General features: G+C 68.5%; 18 protein-coding genes. 11 read left to right on the forward strand and 7 right to left on the reverse strand.

Annotation, left to right across the window (positions count from 1 at the left end):
* Positions 1–64: 64 nt before the first annotated feature.
* Positions 65–646, reverse strand: a complete 582-nt coding sequence (locus AC07U4_RS03045; protein WP_137899377.1) for a ClpP family protease — start codon at positions 644–646, stop codon at positions 65–67.
* A 99-nt stretch (positions 647–745) separates the two neighbouring features.
* Between AC07U4_RS03045 and AC07U4_RS03050 the strand changes: the two genes are divergently transcribed.
* Positions 746–1,753, forward strand: coding sequence for an SDR family oxidoreductase (locus AC07U4_RS03050; protein ID WP_038659590.1), 1,008 nt, complete (start codon positions 746–748; stop codon positions 1,751–1,753).
* Positions 1,750–1,986 (forward strand): hypothetical protein, encoded by a 237-nt coding sequence (locus AC07U4_RS03055; protein WP_495194393.1) that lies wholly within the window; start codon positions 1,750–1,752, stop codon positions 1,984–1,986. The genes AC07U4_RS03050 and AC07U4_RS03055 overlap by 4 nt, the downstream gene beginning before the upstream one ends.
* Before the next feature lie 4 nt (positions 1,987–1,990).
* Here the strand turns inward: AC07U4_RS03055 and galA are convergent, their stop codons facing one another.
* The gene (gene galA / locus AC07U4_RS03060; protein ID WP_495194394.1) at positions 1,991–4,459 is read right to left on the reverse strand and encodes a beta-galactosidase GalA; all 2,469 of its coding nucleotides are present in this window, start codon (positions 4,457–4,459) and stop codon (positions 1,991–1,993) included.
* A 456-nt stretch (positions 4,460–4,915) separates the two neighbouring features.
* On the opposite strand from galA, the gene AC07U4_RS03065 reads away from it, so the two are divergent.
* Positions 4,916–5,158 carry a hypothetical protein gene (locus AC07U4_RS03065; RefSeq protein ID WP_137899379.1) on the forward strand — a complete coding sequence of 81 codons (243 nt, stop codon included), beginning with the start codon at positions 4,916–4,918 and terminating at the stop codon, positions 5,156–5,158.
* 75 nt (positions 5,159–5,233) lie between these two features.
* Here the strand turns inward: AC07U4_RS03065 and AC07U4_RS03070 are convergent, their stop codons facing one another.
* From AC07U4_RS03070 to AC07U4_RS03090, 5 genes are all read right to left on the reverse strand, one after another.
* On the reverse strand, positions 5,234–5,503 hold the full coding sequence (locus tag AC07U4_RS03070) for a hypothetical protein (RefSeq protein WP_495194395.1): 270 nt from the start codon (positions 5,501–5,503) through the stop codon (positions 5,234–5,236).
* 195 nt (positions 5,504–5,698) lie between these two features.
* On the reverse strand, positions 5,699–6,277 hold the full coding sequence (locus tag AC07U4_RS03075) for an acyltransferase (protein WP_137899381.1): 579 nt from the start codon (positions 6,275–6,277) through the stop codon (positions 5,699–5,701).
* A 296-nt stretch (positions 6,278–6,573) separates the two neighbouring features.
* Positions 6,574–7,173: a hypothetical protein gene (locus AC07U4_RS03080; RefSeq protein WP_495194396.1), complete on the reverse strand. Its 600-nt coding sequence runs from the start codon at positions 7,171–7,173 to the stop codon at positions 6,574–6,576.
* A 9-nt stretch (positions 7,174–7,182) separates the two neighbouring features.
* Positions 7,183–8,322, reverse strand: coding sequence for a M48 family metallopeptidase (locus AC07U4_RS03085; RefSeq protein ID WP_495194397.1), 1,140 nt, complete (start codon positions 8,320–8,322; stop codon positions 7,183–7,185).
* Position 8,323: 1 nt separating this feature from the next.
* Positions 8,324–9,025 (reverse strand): hypothetical protein, encoded by a 702-nt coding sequence (locus AC07U4_RS03090; RefSeq protein ID WP_495194398.1) that lies wholly within the window; start codon positions 9,023–9,025, stop codon positions 8,324–8,326.
* 250 nt (positions 9,026–9,275) lie between these two features.
* On the opposite strand from AC07U4_RS03090, the gene AC07U4_RS03095 reads away from it, so the two are divergent.
* The 8 genes from AC07U4_RS03095 (at position 9,276) to accD (ending at position 17,252) form a co-directional block, all read left to right on the forward strand.
* On the forward strand, positions 9,276–9,983 hold the full coding sequence (locus AC07U4_RS03095; protein ID WP_038659610.1) for an endonuclease/exonuclease/phosphatase family protein: 708 nt from the start codon (positions 9,276–9,278) through the stop codon (positions 9,981–9,983).
* Positions 9,983–12,277, forward strand: a complete 2,295-nt coding sequence (locus AC07U4_RS03100; protein WP_495194399.1) for a patatin-like protein — start codon at positions 9,983–9,985, stop codon at positions 12,275–12,277. The genes AC07U4_RS03095 and AC07U4_RS03100 overlap by 1 nt, the downstream gene beginning before the upstream one ends.
* 304 nt (positions 12,278–12,581) lie before the next feature.
* The gene (locus AC07U4_RS03105; protein ID WP_495194400.1) at positions 12,582–12,890 is read left to right on the forward strand and encodes a lipopolysaccharide assembly protein LapA domain-containing protein; all 309 of its coding nucleotides are present in this window, start codon (positions 12,582–12,584) and stop codon (positions 12,888–12,890) included.
* The gene (pyrF, locus tag AC07U4_RS03110) at positions 12,887–13,558 is read left to right on the forward strand and encodes an orotidine-5'-phosphate decarboxylase (RefSeq protein ID WP_495194401.1); all 672 of its coding nucleotides are present in this window, start codon (positions 12,887–12,889) and stop codon (positions 13,556–13,558) included. Before AC07U4_RS03105 ends, pyrF begins: the two co-directional genes overlap by 4 nt.
* A 178-nt stretch (positions 13,559–13,736) precedes the next feature.
* Positions 13,737–14,372, forward strand: a complete 636-nt coding sequence (locus tag AC07U4_RS03115) for a phosphoribosylanthranilate isomerase (RefSeq protein WP_495194402.1) — start codon at positions 13,737–13,739, stop codon at positions 14,370–14,372.
* A complete protein-coding gene (gene trpB, locus AC07U4_RS03120) occupies positions 14,369–15,601 on the forward strand; it encodes a tryptophan synthase subunit beta (RefSeq protein WP_495194403.1) in 1,233 nt (410 codons plus the stop codon). Before AC07U4_RS03115 ends, trpB begins: the two co-directional genes overlap by 4 nt.
* A complete protein-coding gene (gene trpA, locus AC07U4_RS03125; protein ID WP_495194404.1) occupies positions 15,598–16,401 on the forward strand; it encodes a tryptophan synthase subunit alpha in 804 nt (267 codons plus the stop codon). The genes trpB and trpA overlap by 4 nt, the downstream gene beginning before the upstream one ends.
* Positions 16,398–17,252, forward strand: a complete 855-nt coding sequence (gene accD / locus AC07U4_RS03130) for an acetyl-CoA carboxylase, carboxyltransferase subunit beta (protein WP_038659632.1) — start codon at positions 16,398–16,400, stop codon at positions 17,250–17,252. The genes trpA and accD overlap by 4 nt, the downstream gene beginning before the upstream one ends.
* Positions 17,253–17,333: the final 81 nt, after the last annotated feature.

The following is a 17,333-nucleotide window of genomic DNA, read 5'->3' on the forward strand; positions in this document are numbered from 1 at the left end:
TATATGCTGCGTTGCGGCTATGCCTTTCGTCGGGCGAGTGCAACCCCCGAGAGATAGGCGGCGATCAGATCACATCAAGAACAAGGCCGCGCTGGCGCGCCTCCTCGGCCTCGATATACCAGTTGGACGGCGCCTTGCTGCGCAGCTCGTCCAGCGTCACCGACGAGCCGCGGACGATCTCGCGGAAGCCCTCTTCCTGGATCTTGATCGACTCCTCGATCTCATGGAGCTTGGCCTTGAGCACCGCGGGCAAGGTGGTGAGCGGACCGGAGAGCTGCACCGTGCTGGTCATCAACCGCTCGTGCAGCATCAGCCGGGTGCCGCGGGTGAGGAACCGCTTCTCGACCGGGAAGGCCGCCATGAAGGTCGCACCGGCGGAATAGACCGCGACCTTGCCGAGGAACAGCGTCTCGCGGCCGGTATAGTCGCGCAGCAGCTGGATATCGTCGCCCATCGCGCGGCCCATCTCGGGGTCGCCGCCGAGCGTCGTGATCGACACGACGAGCGGGCCGTCCTGCGGCGCTTCGGCGAGCTGCGTCTTGAAGCGGGCGTACATCATGTCGTCCACGGTGCCGTGGAGCTGGATGTGCGGGAAGGCCAGCAGGGGGTATTTGCTGGCGACGTTTTGGCGGGCGCTATCGGTCATGTCGCGGCGAACCCCCGTGGCCCGCCGAGGTTCCCGACCTCGGCGGAACCCGCCGCCGTGGTGGCGCGCTTGTGGCGCACCCCAGCGAAAGATGATCTCATGAAGCCAGCGCTAAAGCCTCTCGCCGAGCAGGTGATCGTGATCACCGGAGCAAGCTCCGGTATCGGCCTCGTCACCGCGCGGATGGCGGCGGCGCGCGGCGCCAAGGTGTTGCTGATCGCCCGCGACGAAGCGGCGCTACGCGAGGCGGTACAGGGCATCGTCGCGGCGGGCGGGACGGCGGACGCCTATGCCGCCGACATCGGCGACGCGGATACGATGCGCGCCGCAGCCGCGCATGCCAACCAGCGGTTCGGACGGATCGACACCTGGGTCAACGATGCCGGCACCGCCATCTACGGCAAGCTGGTCGAGCTGCCCGACGACGAACATCGCCAGCTGTTCCGCACCAATTATTTCGGCACCGTCCACGGCTGCCTCGCCGCCATCCCGTATCTGACCGCGTCGCGCGGCACGTTGATCACGGTCGGGTCGGTCGCGTCCGACATGCCGAGCCCGATCATGGGCGCCTATGCCGCGAGCAAGCACGCGACCAGGGCCTATATCGACGCGCTGCGCATGGAGCTGGCCAGCGACGGGGTGCCGATCCAGGTGACGTTGGTCAAACCGTCGGGGATCGACACGCCGATCGCCCAGCATGCCGCCAATCACGAGCCCGGCGAGGCGCAGATCCCGCCGCCGGTCTATGCGCCCGAGCTGGTCGCGGACGCGATCCTGTTCTGCGCGACGCATGCCAAGCGCGACATCACCGTCGGCGGGGCGGGCCGCGCGCAAGCGCTGTTCGCCGCGCATTTCCCCAAGCTGTTCGACCGGCTCGCGCCGCTGGCGGCGACGATGTTCGTCGACCCCAAGAAGGACCAGCCAGCGCCGAGCAATCTGTTCACCACCACCGATACCGGCCGCGTCCATTCGGGCGAGCATCCGGCGGCGCGGCAGACCAGCCTGTATACCGCCGCGGCGAAACATTCGGGGCTGACCACGGCGCTGGTCGCGATCGCCGCGGCGGGCGCCGGCGCCTTCCTCTACGGCCGGAAGGATGCGGCGTGAGCGATATCGAATGGCAGATGAGCGCCGTCCTCGCCAACGTCGACCGCGGCGGCAACGAGGTTCCCGAGGTGACCAATCTCGCCGATGCGGTGCGGGCGTGGCTGGCGCTCGACAACGGCTTGCAGAATGACGCGGTGCTGCGCCCCGAACGCCCGGTCGCCGTCGACGGCGAGCCGGTCGCGGTGTTCGCCGGGCAGGCGATCCGCGCTCTGGCGGCACGACTGAGCGGCTGAGCGTTCAGGCGCGCTTCGCGCTTCCGATCAGGGCCAGCATCGTCGCGGCGAGGCCGTCGCCGCGTGCTTCGAGCCGGATCGGACCACCCTTCTCCCCTGCCTGGATCAGCGCCATCGCCAGGCCGTTGAACGCGGATCGCGTCGTGGCGTGATCAGGCTCCAGACTGCGCGGATCGCCGTTGCCGACACCGAGCAACACCGCGTCGCCGCTCAGCGCGAAGGTGATGCGGTTGCTCGCGGTCGGCACCTCGCGGCGCTGTCCGTCGAGGATCGCGGCGCGGACCACCGTGACCTCGCCCGGCGCGAGCTGGCGTCGGTCGCTCGACAGGCCGATCCCTGCGGGTGCGCCGGTCGTCTGTCGTTCGGCGGTCAGGATAGGGCGACCATCACGGAAACCCCGCGCGGTGATCCGGCCCGGCGCGTACGGCACCTGCCAGGCGAGATGCGTGTTGCGCGCCACCGTCTGCCGCCCGAGGCTGCGACCGTTGAGGAACAATTCGACCGCGTCGCAATTGCTGTGCACCCAGACCGCGACCGTCTGCCCCTCTCGACCCGGCCAGTTCCAGTGCGGGAAGAGGTGGATCACCGGTTCCGCCCCCCACCAGGCGCGGTAATAATGGAAATTGTCCTTGGGAAAGCCGCACAGGTCCATCTGTCCGAAGTGGGAGACGTTTTCCGGCCAGCGTTCGAACGGCGTCGGCTCGCCGCGATAGTCGAAGCCGGTCCAGACGAACCCGCCGGCGAGGAACGGCCGCGCGTCGTAGAAAGACCACCATTTCTCCGCGGTCGTCGCCCAGACCGGATAGTCCTGATCATAGGCGGGGACGAGCCCTTCCTTGTCGTTGCGGACATATTCGCCGCGCGTCATCACCGTGCTGCCCGTCTCGGTGCCGATCATCGGCACGGTCGGATGCTTGGCGTGATAGCCGTCGATCTCGCCGAGATAATAATTGCAGCCCATGACATCGAGCACACGCGAGGCGCCCTGCCCGAGCTTGCCGTTGAACGCCTCGGTCACCGGACGGGTGCCGTCGAGCGCATGGACGCGGCGCTTCATCGTCTCGGCGATGCGGGCGCCGTTTTCGGTGCCGCGGTGGATCTCCTCGTTGCCGATGCTCCAGATGAAGACGCTGGGGTGGTTGCGGCCCTGCCGCACGACGCGATCGAGCTGCGACAGGCCTTCGGCATTGCTCGACATCTGCCGCGTCTCGCTCATCACGAGGATGCCGAGCCGGTCGCAGGCGTCGAGGATCGCCGGCGCGGGGGCATGGTGGGTCGAGCGATAGGCGTTGGCGCCCATCGCCTTGAGCTGTTCGAGCCGCCAGACGTGCAGGCTGTCGGGCACCGCGAAACCGACGCCGGCATGATCCTGATGGTTGCAGGTGCCCTTGATCTTCACCGGACGGTCGTTGAGGAAGAAACCGCGGTCGGGATCGAAGCGGATCGTGCGGATGCCGAACCGCGTCTCGTCGCGGTCGACCGGCGCATCGTCGATCAGGATCTCGCTGGTCAGCGTATAGAGGTGCGGCGTCTCCAGCGACCAAAGCGCCGGACTGGCGAGCAGCGTCTGCTGCGCCGCGATCGTCTCGCCCCAGGCGGGCAGCGCGAGCGGATCGGAGGTCAACCGCGCCACCACCCGTCCGTCCGGCGCGGCGATTGTCGAGCGCAGCCGCACGCGTGTGGCGGGGCCGTCGTTGACGATCTCGGTCGCGATCGCCACCTGCGCGCTCGCCGCGGCGACGGTGGTGCGTACGGTCGCACCCCATTGCCGGACGTGCACCGGCGCGGTCTTGACCAGCCGCGCGTGGCGATAGAGGCCGGCGCCCTCGTACGACCATGCCTCGCCGAGGCTGACGTCGCAGCGGACGAGCAGCACATTATCCTCGCCCGGCTTGGCGAAGTCGGTGATGTCGATCTCGAACGGCGTATAGCCGCTTTCGTTCGACCCGACGACGAAGCCGTTGAGGATGACGAGGCAGTCGCGCGACACGCCGTCAAACTGGAGCAGCAGGCGGCGCGTCGCATCCGCCGGCGTCAGGCGAATGATGCGTCGGTACCAGCCGACGCTGGTCGCCGGCCACATCCGGCCGAGCGGCTTGAAGCCCTGATAGGCGCCGGTTTTGTCCGCGTCGCTGCCCGGCGCGCCGAACCGCTCGAACGGCAGGTCGACTGCCCAGTCGTGCGGCAGCGACACCGTCGCCCAATCCTTGGCGTCGAACCTGGCTTCGGCGGCCGGGGTGCCGGCGTCGCCCGATTTGGCATAGGTATCGTGGCTGCGGCCGAAGCCGAAATCCCTGGCCGGGTCGCTGGCGTGGCCGAGGTGGAAGCGCCAGTCGGTATCGAGCGGCTCGACGATGCGCGGGCTCGGAGAAGCGGCCGGAGCCGCCGCAGCGAGCGGCGCGGCGGGCAACAGCGCCGCGACGGCGGAGGCGCCGCCGGTCTTCAGGAGCGCGCGGCGGTGCGGGTGGCTCAAAAGGCGTCCTTCCGTCGGTTGATCGGATCGCCATTCCATCATTTCGACTTTAGCCCGTCAAATATATTATACGATGAGAACGTCTTCGATCATCTGCGTATGGCAGGCGACTGGTGAAGCCGGATTCTATTTTATGTGCGTTCGCAATGACTTGTGCCGCAACGTCCGATCATGGCGGGGACGCATGTTTAACGTCAGTGTCATGGGTCGATTTGCATCAGCGCAGGCCAGTGTGACCTCCTGAATCACGCCCGGCGTTCCGCTAGTAAGCAGTTGAGCACGCGTGCTTTATTCGAAGTTCGATGCCGCCGGGCCGATCATGTCGGATGTCGGCCGCGACGGTGGCGACGCCGCCATCCCCCGTTGCCCGAGATTGCAAAATCGCCTGCATTAACCCAATGGTAGCCTCCTCGTGCCAGGGATGGCCGAGGGGTAACCCTACAATAGGAGATTAGCGTGATTCGTAAGTACCTCACCGCCGTTGCCGCTACGGCCCTCGTCGCTGCACCGGTCGCTGCGGCACCGGCCAACCCCGCTGCGAGCCTGTCGGTCGCCAAGTCGGTGCGCACCGGTTCCACCTCGGCCAAGAAGAACGAGCTCGCCGGTGGCGGCGTCATCATCGCCGTGCTGGCGGTCGCTGCCGTGGCAGCCGGCATCGTCGCCGTCGCTTCGGACGACGACAAGGCCGACAGCAACTAAGATCCGTTTTCCGCGGTCGTCGCCTGCGGGCGCGGCCGCCGGTCACGGCAGCGCCACGGGCGCTCGCAAAGGGGGCTACGGCCCCCTTTGTTGTGTCTGCGGACGGGACACGTCGTCGCGCTGATCGGTCAGGCGCGCCGGTCCGCGGCCCCATCGGCCCATCAGCGCGCGCACCAGTCCGCCGCGCCGGTAATAGGCATCGTGCCACTCGGCAGCGCGCCGCTGCTGCACGCGCCGGTCGTAGCGCAACGCGAGATACAGACTGGCGATCAGCACCGCGATTGCGGCGAGGATCAGGGCATCGCTTGCGGAAAGATGTTCCCAATACATTCTCAAGCGCCCCATCGGGCGCCCTGCCGGCCCGGGAGTTGACGAGCCCGCCGGCAGGGCGTGGTACAGACATGCCGGTCGGGACGCCGGCGAGCAACCTCAATCGCTATAGGGTCTTGCGCCGGAATCCCGTTCCGAAACAAATCAACTCACGCCGCACCGCTTCGCTCCGCCCGGCGCGTCGCTGCCGATCATCGCCGGCAGCGGGCGTCAGGCGCGCTTCGTCGCCAGCACAACCGGCGTCGCGGCGACGCCGGGCACGGGCAGGTCCTTGATCCGTCGCGCGCGGATGGCGCCGGAGGGACCGGCCATGTTGACGTACAGACCGTTGGGTTCGGTGTCCTCGACGACCAGCGCCTTGGCGCCGATCTCGCAGCCCGCGCCAATCGTGACGCCGGGATTGATCGTCACGTCGGTCATCACCCAGCTGCCCGCCTTGATCGTGATTGGGGAGTCGATCGTCTCCTGCGACGAGCGCCGCTTCGGATTGCCGGTGTGATGATGCGTGCTGGTGGTGAAGGTGACGCCCGACGAGACGCGCGCGCCCGCTTCGAAGATCAGCGGCGCGGCTCCGTCGTAGCGGGCGAAGCAGTTGAGCATCGCATCCGGTCCCATCACGATGTCGGCGCTGTCGAGCCAGCAGGAGTGACGGATGGTGGCGGTCGGGTGGATCCGCGCGCCCGCGAAATTGAGCAGGCGCCGCCGCAAGCCGTCGGAGATGAACACCGAGCCCTGGATGCGCAGGATCAGGGCGCGCAGCTTCGTTCGTTTCCAACGAATCTGGGTCATCGGCTGTCTCCCGGCACACTACGGTCATCGTCGTTTTCGACGGAACTCGGGCACGAATGTTGTCCTAAAGCTACAGACCCATTTTGTCATCAGTCAAATGATTCTGTCCGATCGGCGTCACGGTCGATCGCATGGCAATCCGATGGCCGCGAACATACGGAACGCGACGTTAACCTTTTCCAACTACACGCATACTTGGTCGGAAAGACCATGGAAGGGATTGCCGGACTGACCTGCCCGCCCAGTATCTGGTGGGTGGGTCAGTCTACCCACAGGCCCCTGCCCTGCCGCGCCCGTCACACCCGTGCGCTGTCGACGACACGCCGCGCCGCCGGTGCGCTCCGCTCGTAATAATAGAGCGCCGGCGCCTCATAGGTGATCAGATACAGGCGGCCGCGGATGATCGCGCCGAACGCCTCGCCGCGCCGGTGCAGCGATTCGTCGAGACGGATATAGCTATAGGTGAAATGGACGCCGTCGCTGCCGGCGAAGCGTGCCGGCTCGACCCGTTCGATCGTCATCGCCGCGATGCCGCGCGCGACGCGATAGCTGTTCTCCAGCAAAATCGGGATGTCGGTGACCAGCATCGTCGCCGCCACGCGCGGCAGTGGCCGCTCCTTCCGGTTGACCTCTCGGAACAGCGTCTTGCCGTCGGCGATCCCGCCGTAGAAGGTCAGCGCGTCGAGCTGGTCGCCGTCGCGTGTCCAGCGTTCCGCATAGCGTCCGGGGCGTGCGCCGAGCCTGTTCCATTCGGCGTCGGGCTGGACGGTCAACGCCGATCCGGCGACGGCGACGCGCTGCCCCGCCGGGATGAGCGTGTTGCCGGCGTGGACCGGCGCCGCGAGGGCGAGCGCCGCGGCGGCGAGCGCGATGGAGGGGAAGCGGCGCAACGTCATCGGCAAGCCTCATGAAGCGATCAGGGTGGAGATCAGCGGCGCATCGCCCGCATCGGGCTTGCGGCGGAGATAGTCGCGCAGCGCCGCTCTGCCCGGCTCGGCCTGGTTGCCGCGCAGCAGCGCGAGACCGAGCCCGCGATAGGCTTCCGGCGGCGCGTCGCCACGGCCGATCGCGTCGCGATAAAAACCAGCGGCGCTCACCAGATCGCGCGGATTGCCGCGTTCGCGATACAATTCGCCCCGCGCGAACAGCAGCGGCGTCGTCCAGCCGTCCGCCGCCAGTTGCGCGAGCAGATATTCGCTGCCGCCGAAATCGTTGCGCTTGATCTGGTCGGCGAGCAGGCGCGGCAGCCATGGCGCGAGCGCCGCGCGATACCGCGCCGCCTCGTCCGCGCCGTGAACGCCGATCGCCGCCGCCGCGGCACGCAGATAGGTGGCGCGGGTGAGATCGGTCGGATGCGTCGCGAAGAAACCGGCGGTGTAGCGCTGGTCGGGCTTGCGATAGCGGCCGATCGCGCTCGCGTCCGTCTCCGCCATGGCGCGCACCCAGATGTCCGCCGCCGCCGATGCCGGATAGGACGAGGCCGCGAGGTAGCGCAGGCCGAACAGGTCCGCCGCTTTTTCCTGCGCGCGATCGAAGCGGTAGAAGCCGCCGATCGTCGCCACCTGCAAGGCGAAGCCGCCGCCGAGGATCGAGGCCCAGGCGAGCAAAGCGTTGCCGCTGCGCCGGTGGCGGAAGCTTGCCACGGTATGACGCAGCTCGAAATGGCCGAATTCGTGGCCGAGCATCGCGCCGAGCTCCGCCTCGCTGTGCAGCCGCAGCAGCGCACCCGTCCACACCGTCATCATCCCGTTCGGATAGGTGGTCGCGTTGAACGCCGGGATGCGCACGATGTAGAGCCGGATCGCCGCGCAGCGATCGGCACCGACGGTGCGGCACAGGACGTCGCGGACGAAGGCGTTGAGCGCGGGATCGCGGATCACCTCCGGCGCATCGCGCAGCCGCCGCTCCTCTTCGTCGGCGATCATCCACGCACCGCGCTCGTCGACATCGCTGGGCTGATAGGCGGGAACATAGGGCGGCAGCACCGGATCGGACGCCGCAGTCGCGGTCGAGACGATCAGCGCGGCGGCGATCAGGCGGCGCATCTCAAGGCGCTGCTGCGGGCTTGCCGGGGAAGCCGGCGAGCAACTGCCGCACGCGCTTCTCGGCGCCGGCGGCATCGCGGACGTCCCCGCCCATCTGCCAATCGGCGTTGAGCCACACCAGATCGCCGGTACGCAGATCGACCAGCCCGGCGAACCCCCGGTGTACCCCGGCGGTGACCGGCACCCGCGCGAGTGCGGCGAAGATCTGCAACACCTTGCGTCCGGTCGAACCGAAATGATCCTCGGTCGAGACGAACAGCGCGTAATCGGCGCCGGCGAGGCCGGGCAGCGTCGCAACCTCCGGCCCGAGGCTCCAGGCGAACTGGTCCTTGCGCTTCTTGGTCGGCAGCCGGTTGCCGACGAAGAACTGATATTCGATCACCGACGCCGCGACCGTATCGAACAGCGCCTGATATTCGGCAGGCCGCGCGGCGTCCGCGCCGACGGGCTCGACATAATCGGTCACGTCGTTGCCGAGCCGCCGCTCCGCCGTACGCAACGCGGCGCCAAGTGCGTCGCGTGCCTGTGCGGTCCAGTCGGCATTGGGTTCGAACATCCCCGCGGTTGATTGCGCCCCGACCTGAATCGATGGCCGGATCAGCACGATATGCGCCGATCCCGGCGTCAGCGTGAAACCCGGTTTGACGCCGGACTTCTCCTGCGCCGACGCCGACGACGCCCCGACCAGCAACCAGACCACCATAATGATCCGAACAATCCGCAAGTTATCGCCCCCGGCCATCGGATTGCTACCCGACTCGCAACTCTGCATATCACACCGAGGCGAGATTTATAACTGCGCCTCTGGTTCTACTTTCTTAATATTGCTTAAGTGTTGAGCCACAAAGTATGGGTCGCTCGCCTAATACATTGATGATACTGCATTTCGCAGACGTGACGCGCCCGATTACCGGGTCGGCACCAAACCGGCGCACGGGCGTTACGATCGCGCAATGGTTTCCCGCCACCTGAAAGTCGCCAGCTACAATATCCACAAGGGCGTCGGTCTCGACCGTCGCCGCAACCCGGAACGGGTGCTGGAGGTGCTGCGTGAGATCGACGCCGACGTCATCGCCTTGCAAGAGGCGGACCGCCGCTTCGGCACGCGCGAATCGGTGCTGCCTACGCATCTGCTCGACGAGCACAGCGACTGGAAGCCGGTCGAATTCGGCATGCGCGCGCTGTCGATGGGCTGGCACGGCAACGTCATCCTCGTCCGCAAGTCGGCGCGGGTCGTCGAGCGCGCGCCGATCCATTTGCCCTCGCTCGAACCGCGCGGCGCGGTGATGGCCGATATCGAGACGCATGCCGGCATGCTGCGCGTCGTCGGCATGCACCTCGACCTGTCAGGCCTGTGGCGGCGGCGGCAGGCGGCGGCGATCATGGCGCATGTCGAGACCGCGACGCTGCGCCATCCGACCGTGCTGATGGGCGACCTCAACGAATGGACCGCCGCGGCGGGGTGCCTGCGCGACTTCTGCCGCGACTATCGCATGGCGGCGACCGGGCCGAGCTTCCACGCGCGCCGGCCGGTCGGGCGGCTCGACCGGATCATGGTGTCGCCCGAGCTGACCGTCGCCGAGTGCGGCGTCCATGCCAGCGCCGCGGCGCGCAAGACCTCGGATCACCTGCCGATCTGGGCGACGCTGGCGCCCGCCTGATGCGCGAGAAGGAACTGCGCCTCGCCCTGGTCTGCTACGGCGGGATCAGCCTCGCGGTCTATATGCACGGCATCACCAAGGAGGTATGGCATCTGGTCCGCGCGAGCTGCGCCTACCATGCCGGCGATGCGCGCGAGGGCGGCAGCGAAGCGGTCTATGCCGCGCTGATCGAGGAGATCGAGGCACTCGCCGGCATCCGGCTGCGCGTGCTCGCCGACATCATCGCCGGTGCGTCGGCGGGCGGGATCAACGGCATCTTCCTCGCGCAGGCGATCGCCACCGGGCAGAGCCTCGAACCGCTCACCGATCTGTGGCTGACCTCCGCCGACGTCGAGGCGCTGATCGATCCCGATGCCGCACCCGCCAGCCGCTTCTCGAAACTATGGGCGCTGCCGCTCGCCTGGGTCGCGGCGGGGCGCAGCAAGGACAAGGTCGAGGCGCTCGACGAGGCGACGCAGGACGAGGTGCGGACCAAATTGTCGCATTTCGTCCGCTCGCGCTGGTTCGAGCCGCCGTTCGGCGGCGCGACCTTCACCGGGCTGCTGCTCGACGCCTTCGTGGCGATGGAACGATCGACGGCGGGACCGCGGTTGCTGCCCGACGGCCAGCCGCTCGACCTGTTCGTCACCTGCACCGATTTCACCGGCCATCCCGAACGGCTGCGCCTCAACTCGCCACCCGAGGTGATGGAGACCGAGCATCGCGTCGTGCTCGGCTTCTCCGATCATGCCAGCGGCGGCGTGATCGGCGCGATGCCCGATCTCGCCTTCGCCGCGCGCGCGACGTCGAGCTTTCCGGGGGCCTTCCCGCCGTTCACCGTCGGCGAGCTCGACGACGTGCTCGCGGCGCGCGGCATCGACTGGCCGGGCCGCGCCGCCTTCCTCAAGCGCGCGCTGCCGCGGCAGTTCGCCGCCAACCAGGTCGACAAAGCGGTGCTGATCGACGGATCGGTGCTCGCCAACGCGCCGTTCCGGCCGGCGATCGACGCGCTCAAGGAGCGGCCGGCGCGGCGCGAGATCGATCGCCGCTTCGTCTACATCGATCCCTCGCCGGGCATCAAGATCCGGCTCGGTTCGGGCGGCGAGAAGCCCGGCTTCTTCCAGACGATCCTCGGCGCCCTCAGCGACCTGCCACGCCAGCAGCCGATCCGCGACAATCTCGATGCGCTCGCCGAGCGCTCCGGCCGGATCGACCGGATGCGCGGCATCGTCACCGCGCTGCGCCCCGCGGTGGAGGAGGAGATCGAGCAGCTCTTCGGCCACACCTTGTTCCTCAACCGGCCGACGCCGGCGCGGCTGGTCGCCTGGCGCCGACGCGCGCAGACCGCGGCGGCGACCCGCGCCGGCTACAGCTACGCCGCTTACGGCCATCTCAAGCTCAGCGGCGTGGTCGAGACGATCACGGGCCTGCTCTACCAAGTCGGCGGCGAGCCCGGCCAGCAACGCTGGCGCCGCATCCGCACGAATATCGAGGCGGCGATCGCCGAACGCGGCTTCGGCGGGCTCGCACCGAGCTTCTCGGGCAAGGAGAGCACCGCGACGATCGACTTCCTGCGCACCTTCGACCTCGGCTTCCGCATCCGCCGGCTGCGGCTGATGGCGCGGCGGCTGGAGGAGATCGAGGCGCAGCACGAGGGTGCCGCAGGCGAGGCGAGCGCGATGCGCGAGGCGATCTATGCCTCGCTCGCTGCCTATCTCGACCGCCAGCGCGCCGACCAGCATCCCGAGCTCGGCCATCACGTCCGCCGCCTGCGCAGCGGCGATGCCGCGCCGATGCTCGACGCGCTCGGCGCGGCGCTGGACCTCACGACGTTGGACGGCGATACCGACCGGCGGCTGGCGCACGCCTTCGCGACGCTCGACCGGCCGATGCGGCGGGCGTTGCTGCTCGCCTATCTCGGCTTCCCCTATTTCGACACCGCGACCTTGCCCTTATTACAGGGCGAGGGGCTGGACGAGTTCGATCCGATCAAGGTCGATCGCATCGCCCCCGACGACGCCACCGCGATCCGCGCGGGCGGTGCGGAGGCGACGCTGAAGGGCATTCAGTTCAACAGCTTCGGCGCGTTCTTCAGCCGCGCCTATCGCGAGAACGACTATCTCTGGGGCCGCCTGCACGGTGCCGAGCGGATGATCGACATCTGCGTCTCGACGCTGCCCGCGCAGGTGCGGATGAAGCCCGGCCGCGTCGCCGCGATCAAGCGCGCCGCGTTCCGCGCGATCCTCGACGAAGAGGAACCGCGGCTGACGGCGATCCCGGCGCTGATCGCGAGTTTGCGGGTGGAGGTGGGGTGACGCGGTTCCCCGCCTGCAAGGACGGACTGGGGCGGCGAGGTTCGATCGGTTTCTCCGGATGATCCGTCACCCCGGACTGGTTCCGGGGTCCACCCCGCGGCGAGGAGAAAGGCTTGAGGCGACACCATTCCCTTGCGGCCAGGTGGACCCCGGAACCAGTCCGGGGTGACGAATCTAGCAGGGAAACCGGTCGAGCCTCATTACCGTAGTCATATGCGATAGTCCTGCCCTTCCGGGAGAGGACCGCCCCCTCTGGCCATCGGCGCGCGCCCCGGCTACCCTTGCTACTCCTCAGGAGTGTTGCATGCAGTTCCTCAAGATCCTGTTCTGGTTCCTGCTCGCGTTCGTCGCGGCGCTGTTCACCTATGGCAATTGGACCGGCGTCCAGATCAATCTGTGGAGCGGCCTGATCGCGGACGTGAACCTGCCGCTGCTGCTGCTCGTCACTTTCCTGCTCGGCTTCCTGCCGACCTATCTATACCTCGGCACGGCGCGCTGGCGACTGCGCCAGCGTCTCGCGGCGTGCGAGCGGCTGCTGGTCGACCAGCGTGCCGCACCGGCAATGCCCGCACCCGTTGCGGCCGACCCGACGCTCGACGGACGCCCGGCATGAGCCCGATCTACGTCGCGATCGACACGCCCGATCTCGCCCGCGCCAAGGCGATCGCCACCCGCACCCGCGCGCATATCGGCGGCATCAAGCTCGGCCTCGAATTCTTCTGCGCGCACGGCCAGCCCGGCGTGCGCGAGATGGCGGAGCTCGGCCTGCCGATCTTCCTCGATCTCAAGCTGCACGACATCCCCAACACCGTCGCCAAGGCGGTGCAGGCCTTGAGCCCGATCGAGCCCGCGATCCTGACCGTCCACGCCAGCGGCGGCCGCGCGATGCTCGAGGACGCCAAGGCGGCGGCACCGCTCAACACCAAGGTCGTCGCGGTGACGATGCTGACCAGCCTCGACGCGAGCGATCTCGCCGCCACCGGCATCGGCGGCAGCGCGCACGACCAGGTCCTGCGTCTTACCCAATTGGCGCATGAGGCGGGGATCGACGGCATCGTCTGCTCGGGCGCCGAAGTCGCCGCGGCGAAGAAGGCATGGCCCAAGGGCTTCTTCGTCGTCCCCGGCGTCCGCCCCGCCGATGGCGCGGCCGGCGACCAGAAGCGCGTCGTCACGCCCCGCGCCGCGCTCGATGCGGGCGCGTCGATCCTCGTCATCGGCCGCCCGATCACGCAGGCAGAAGATCCCGACGCCGCCGCACGGGCGATCGGCGGGACGCTGTAGGACCCGATCGACCCTCACCCTTCCCACCGCCTACGGTGGCGGGCCCCTTTCCTCTCCCGCCGGGAGAGGGAAAAGCCGCCGGAGGCGGCGACGGGTGAGGGTGACGGCTGAATGCGATCGGTCTGCAGCCGCCGCCGAACCCTTGCACTTCCCCCGCCGAACGCCGACACGCGCAATCATGCCCGTCCACACCAAGATCTGCGGCCTCTCCAAGCCCGAGACGCTCGATGCCGCGTTGCGGCACGGCGCGAGCCATGTCGGCTTCGTCTTCTTTCCACCGTCGCCGCGCCACCTCGATTTCGCGCACGCGGCGCAGCTCGCCGCGCGCGTTCCTGCGCACGTCCGCCGTGTCGGCGTGTTCGTCGATCCCGACGATGCGCTGGTTGAACAGGCGGTCGCCAGCGGCACGATCGACGCGGTGCAGCTCCACAAGACCGCCGCGTCCCGCGTCGCCGCGATCCGTGCCCGCACCGGCCTCGAAAGCTGGGCCGCGGTGGCGGTGAAGACCCGCGCCGACCTCGACGCGGCCCGCGCTTTCGCCGGCGCTGCCGATCGCATCCTCTACGACGCCAAGACCCCGGACGACGCGAAGCTGCCCGGCGGCATGGGGCTGCGCTTCGACTGGGCGCTGCTCGACGGCTTCCGCCATCCGATGCCGTGGGCGCTGTCGGGTGGGCTCGACCCCGCCAATGTCGGCGAGGCGATCGCGCGCACCGGCGCGACGTTGGTCGACGTGTCGTCGGGCGTCGAGTCTGCGCCGGGGGTCAAGGATATGGACAAGATCGGCGCCTTCCTTAAAGCGACGCAGTCATGAACGCCCCCAACACCTATCGCGCCCAGCCCGACGAGCGCGGCCACTTCGGCCAGTTCGGCGGCCGCTATGTCGCCGAGACGCTGATGCCCTTGGTCCTCGACCTCGATCGCGAATATCGCGCCGCCAAGGCCGATCCCGCCTTCGCCGCGCAGTTCGACGACCTCATGGAACATTATGTCGGCCGCCCCAGCCCGCTCTATCACGCCGAACGGCTGAGCGAGGCGGTGCGCGAGGGCGCAGGGCCCGGCATGGGCGCGCAGATCTGGTTCAAGCGCGACGAGCTCAACCATACCGGCGCGCACAAGATCAACAATTGCATCGGCCAGATCCTGCTCGCGATCCGGATGGGCAAGACGCGGATCATCGCCGAGACGGGCGCCGGCCAGCATGGCGTCGCCACCGCCGCGGTCTGCGCGCGCTTCGGCCTGCCCTGCGTCATCTACATGGGGGCGAAGGACGTCGCGCGGCAGCAGCCCAACGTCTTCCGCATGAAGCTGCTCGGCGCCGAGGTCCGTCCCGTGACCAGCGGCGCGGCGACGCTGTCGGACGCGATGAACGAGGGGCTGCGCGACTGGGTCGCCAACGTCCACGACACCTTCTACATCATCGGCACCGCCGCCGGCCCGCACCCCTATCCCGAGCTGGTCCGCGACTTCCAGAGCATCATCGGTCGCGAGGCGCGCGAGCAGATGCTCGCCCGCACCGGCCGCCTGCCCGACCTGCTCTGCGCGGCGATCGGCGGCGGATCGAATGCGATCGGCCTGTTCCACCCGTTCCTCGACGATCCCGCGGTCGGGATGCTCGGGGTCGAGGCGGCCGGCCACGGGCTCGACGGCAGCGAACATGCCGCCAGCCTCGCCGGCGGTTTCCCGGGCGTGCTCCACGGCAACAAGACCTATCTGTTGCAGGACGAGGACGGCCAGATCGCCGAGGGTCATTCGATCTCGGCGGGACTCGACTATCCCGGCATCGGCCCCGAACACGCCTGGCTGCGCGATATCGGCCGCGTCGAATATACCAGCGCGACCGACAAGGACGCGCTCGACGCCTTTCAGTTGCTCTGCCGCACTGAGGGGATCATCCCGGCGCTCGAGCCGGCGCATGCGATCGCCGCTGTGGCGGTGCGCGCGCGGACGATGCGCGACGACCAGATCATCCTCGCCAACCTCTGCGGTCGCGGCGACAAGGATATCTTTACCGTCGCCGACGCTCTCGGGGTGGCGATATGAGCCAGCGGCTCGCCAACGCCTTCGCCAAGGGCCGCCCGGCGCTGGTGACCTTCGTCACCGCCGGCGATCCGACGCCTGATGCGACCGGCGCGATCCTCGACGCGCTCGTCGCGGGCGGCGCCGACGTGATTGAGCTCGGCATGCCGTTCACCGATCCGATGGCGGACGGCCCGGCGATCCAGGCGGCGAACCTGCGCAGCCTCGCCGCCGGCACGCGGACCGCCGACATCCTCGCCATCGCCACCGCCTTTCGCGCCCGGCATCCCGAGGTGCCGCTGGTGCTGATGGGTTATGCCAATCCGATGCTGCGTCGCGGCCCCGACTGGTTTGCCGAGGCGGCCTCGGCGGCGGGCGTCGATGGCGTGATCTGCGTCGACATCCCGCCGGAGGAAGACGATGCGCTGGGGCCGGAGCTGCGCGCGCGCGGCGTAGATCCGATCCGCCTAGCCACGCCGACCACCGATGCCGCGCGCCTGCCGCGCGTGCTCGATGGCGCGAGCGGTTTCCTCTATTACGTCTCGGTCGCGGGCATCACCGGGCTGCAGCAGGCGGCGCAGGGCTCGATCGACCAGGCGGTCGCGCGGCTCAAGGCGACTACCGACCTGCCCGTCGCGGTCGGCTTCGGCGTCCGCACCCCAGAACAGGCCGCCGCGATCGGCGCCGTCGCCGACGGCGTCGTCGTCGGCTCGGCGATCGTCGAGCTGGTCGCCACCCATGGCGCCGCCGCGCCCGATGCGGTGCGCACCTATGTCCACTCCCTCAGCGAGGCGCTGGCCTCGTCGCGAAAGGTCATCCGATGAGCTGGATCACCAACGTCCGCAACGCTTTGCCCTTCGTCGCCAAGCGTGAATCGTCCGACGAGAATCTCTGGCACAAGTGCAAGGGCTGCGGGCAGATGGTCTTCACCAAGGAGCTGGAGGAGAACCTCTACGTCTGCCCGAAATGCGATCATCACGAGCGCATCGGCCCCAAGCTGCGCTTCGCACAGATCCTCGACGAGGGCAGCTGCGCCGAACTGCCAGTGCCCAAGGTGCCCGAGGATCCGCTCAAGTTCCGCGATTCCAAGCGCTATACCGACCGGCTCAAGGCGGCGCGCACCTCGGCGCACGAACAGGACGCGCTGATCAACGCGCGCGGCACGATCCTCGGCCATCGCGTCGTGATGGGGGTGCAGGATTTCGCCTTCATGGGCGGCTCGATGGGGCTCGCGGTCGGCGAGGCGTTCGTCCGCGGCGTCGAGGAAGCGATCCGCGAGAAGGCTCCCTATGTGATCTTCACCGCCGCGGGCGGCGCGCGTATGCAGGAGGGCATCCTCAGCCTGATGCAGATGCCGCGCAGCACGGTCGCAATCCAGATGCTGCACGACGCCGGCCTGCCCTATGTCGTCGTGCTGACCGATCCGACCACCGGTGGCGTCACCGCCAGCTATGCGATGCTCGGCGACGTGCAGATCTCCGAACCCAATGCGCTGATCGGTTTCGCCGGCCAGCGCGTAATCGAGAGCACGATCCGCGAGAAACTGCCCGAGGGCTTCCAGCGCGCCGAATATCTGCTCGACCACGGCATGCTCGACATGGTCGTCCACCGCAAGGAGCTGCGCGAGCGGCTGGCGACGGTGATCGGCTATCTGTCGGTGGCGCAGGCGGCGTAACCGGGGGGACGCTGTCCCACCCACGTCGTCACCCCGGACGTATTCCGGGGTGACGAAGGGAATTTGGCAAGCGGACCCTCG

Source organism: Sphingomonas sp. GW821-FHT02B09 (assembly GCF_059421875.1).

What these genes read in the sequence shown, in the direction of transcription:
- AC07U4_RS03095 (WP_038659610.1), top strand. Translation starts at nt 9,276, where the DNA reads ATGGTTTCCCGCCACCTGAAAGTCGCCAGCTACAATATCCACAAGGGC.
- AC07U4_RS03100 (WP_495194399.1), top strand. Translation starts at nt 9,983, where the DNA reads ATGCGCGAGAAGGAACTGCGCCTCGCCCTGGTCTGCTACGGCGGGATC.
- trpB (WP_495194403.1), top strand. Translation starts at nt 14,369, where the DNA reads ATGAACGCCCCCAACACCTATCGCGCCCAGCCCGACGAGCGCGGCCAC.
- accD (WP_038659632.1), top strand. Translation starts at nt 16,398, where the DNA reads ATGAGCTGGATCACCAACGTCCGCAACGCTTTGCCCTTCGTCGCCAAG.
- AC07U4_RS03090 (WP_495194398.1), bottom strand. Translation starts at nt 9,025, where the DNA reads ATGGTGGTCTGGTTGCTGGTCGGGGCGTCGTCGGCGTCGGCGCAGGAG.
- AC07U4_RS03050 (WP_038659590.1), top strand. Translation starts at nt 746, where the DNA reads ATGAAGCCAGCGCTAAAGCCTCTCGCCGAGCAGGTGATCGTGATCACC.
- AC07U4_RS03115 (WP_495194402.1), top strand. Translation starts at nt 13,737, where the DNA reads ATGCCCGTCCACACCAAGATCTGCGGCCTCTCCAAGCCCGAGACGCTC.
- AC07U4_RS03045 (WP_137899377.1), bottom strand. Translation starts at nt 646, where the DNA reads ATGACCGATAGCGCCCGCCAAAACGTCGCCAGCAAATACCCCCTGCTG.
- AC07U4_RS03105 (WP_495194400.1), top strand. Translation starts at nt 12,582, where the DNA reads ATGCAGTTCCTCAAGATCCTGTTCTGGTTCCTGCTCGCGTTCGTCGCG.
- AC07U4_RS03075 (WP_137899381.1), bottom strand. Translation starts at nt 6,277, where the DNA reads ATGACCCAGATTCGTTGGAAACGAACGAAGCTGCGCGCCCTGATCCTG.
- pyrF (WP_495194401.1), top strand. Translation starts at nt 12,887, where the DNA reads ATGAGCCCGATCTACGTCGCGATCGACACGCCCGATCTCGCCCGCGCC.
- AC07U4_RS03070 (WP_495194395.1), bottom strand. Translation starts at nt 5,503, where the DNA reads ATGGGGCGCTTGAGAATGTATTGGGAACATCTTTCCGCAAGCGATGCC.
- trpA (WP_495194404.1), top strand. Translation starts at nt 15,598, where the DNA reads ATGAGCCAGCGGCTCGCCAACGCCTTCGCCAAGGGCCGCCCGGCGCTG.
- AC07U4_RS03085 (WP_495194397.1), bottom strand. Translation starts at nt 8,322, where the DNA reads ATGCGCCGCCTGATCGCCGCCGCGCTGATCGTCTCGACCGCGACTGCG.
- AC07U4_RS03080 (WP_495194396.1), bottom strand. Translation starts at nt 7,173, where the DNA reads ATGACGTTGCGCCGCTTCCCCTCCATCGCGCTCGCCGCCGCGGCGCTC.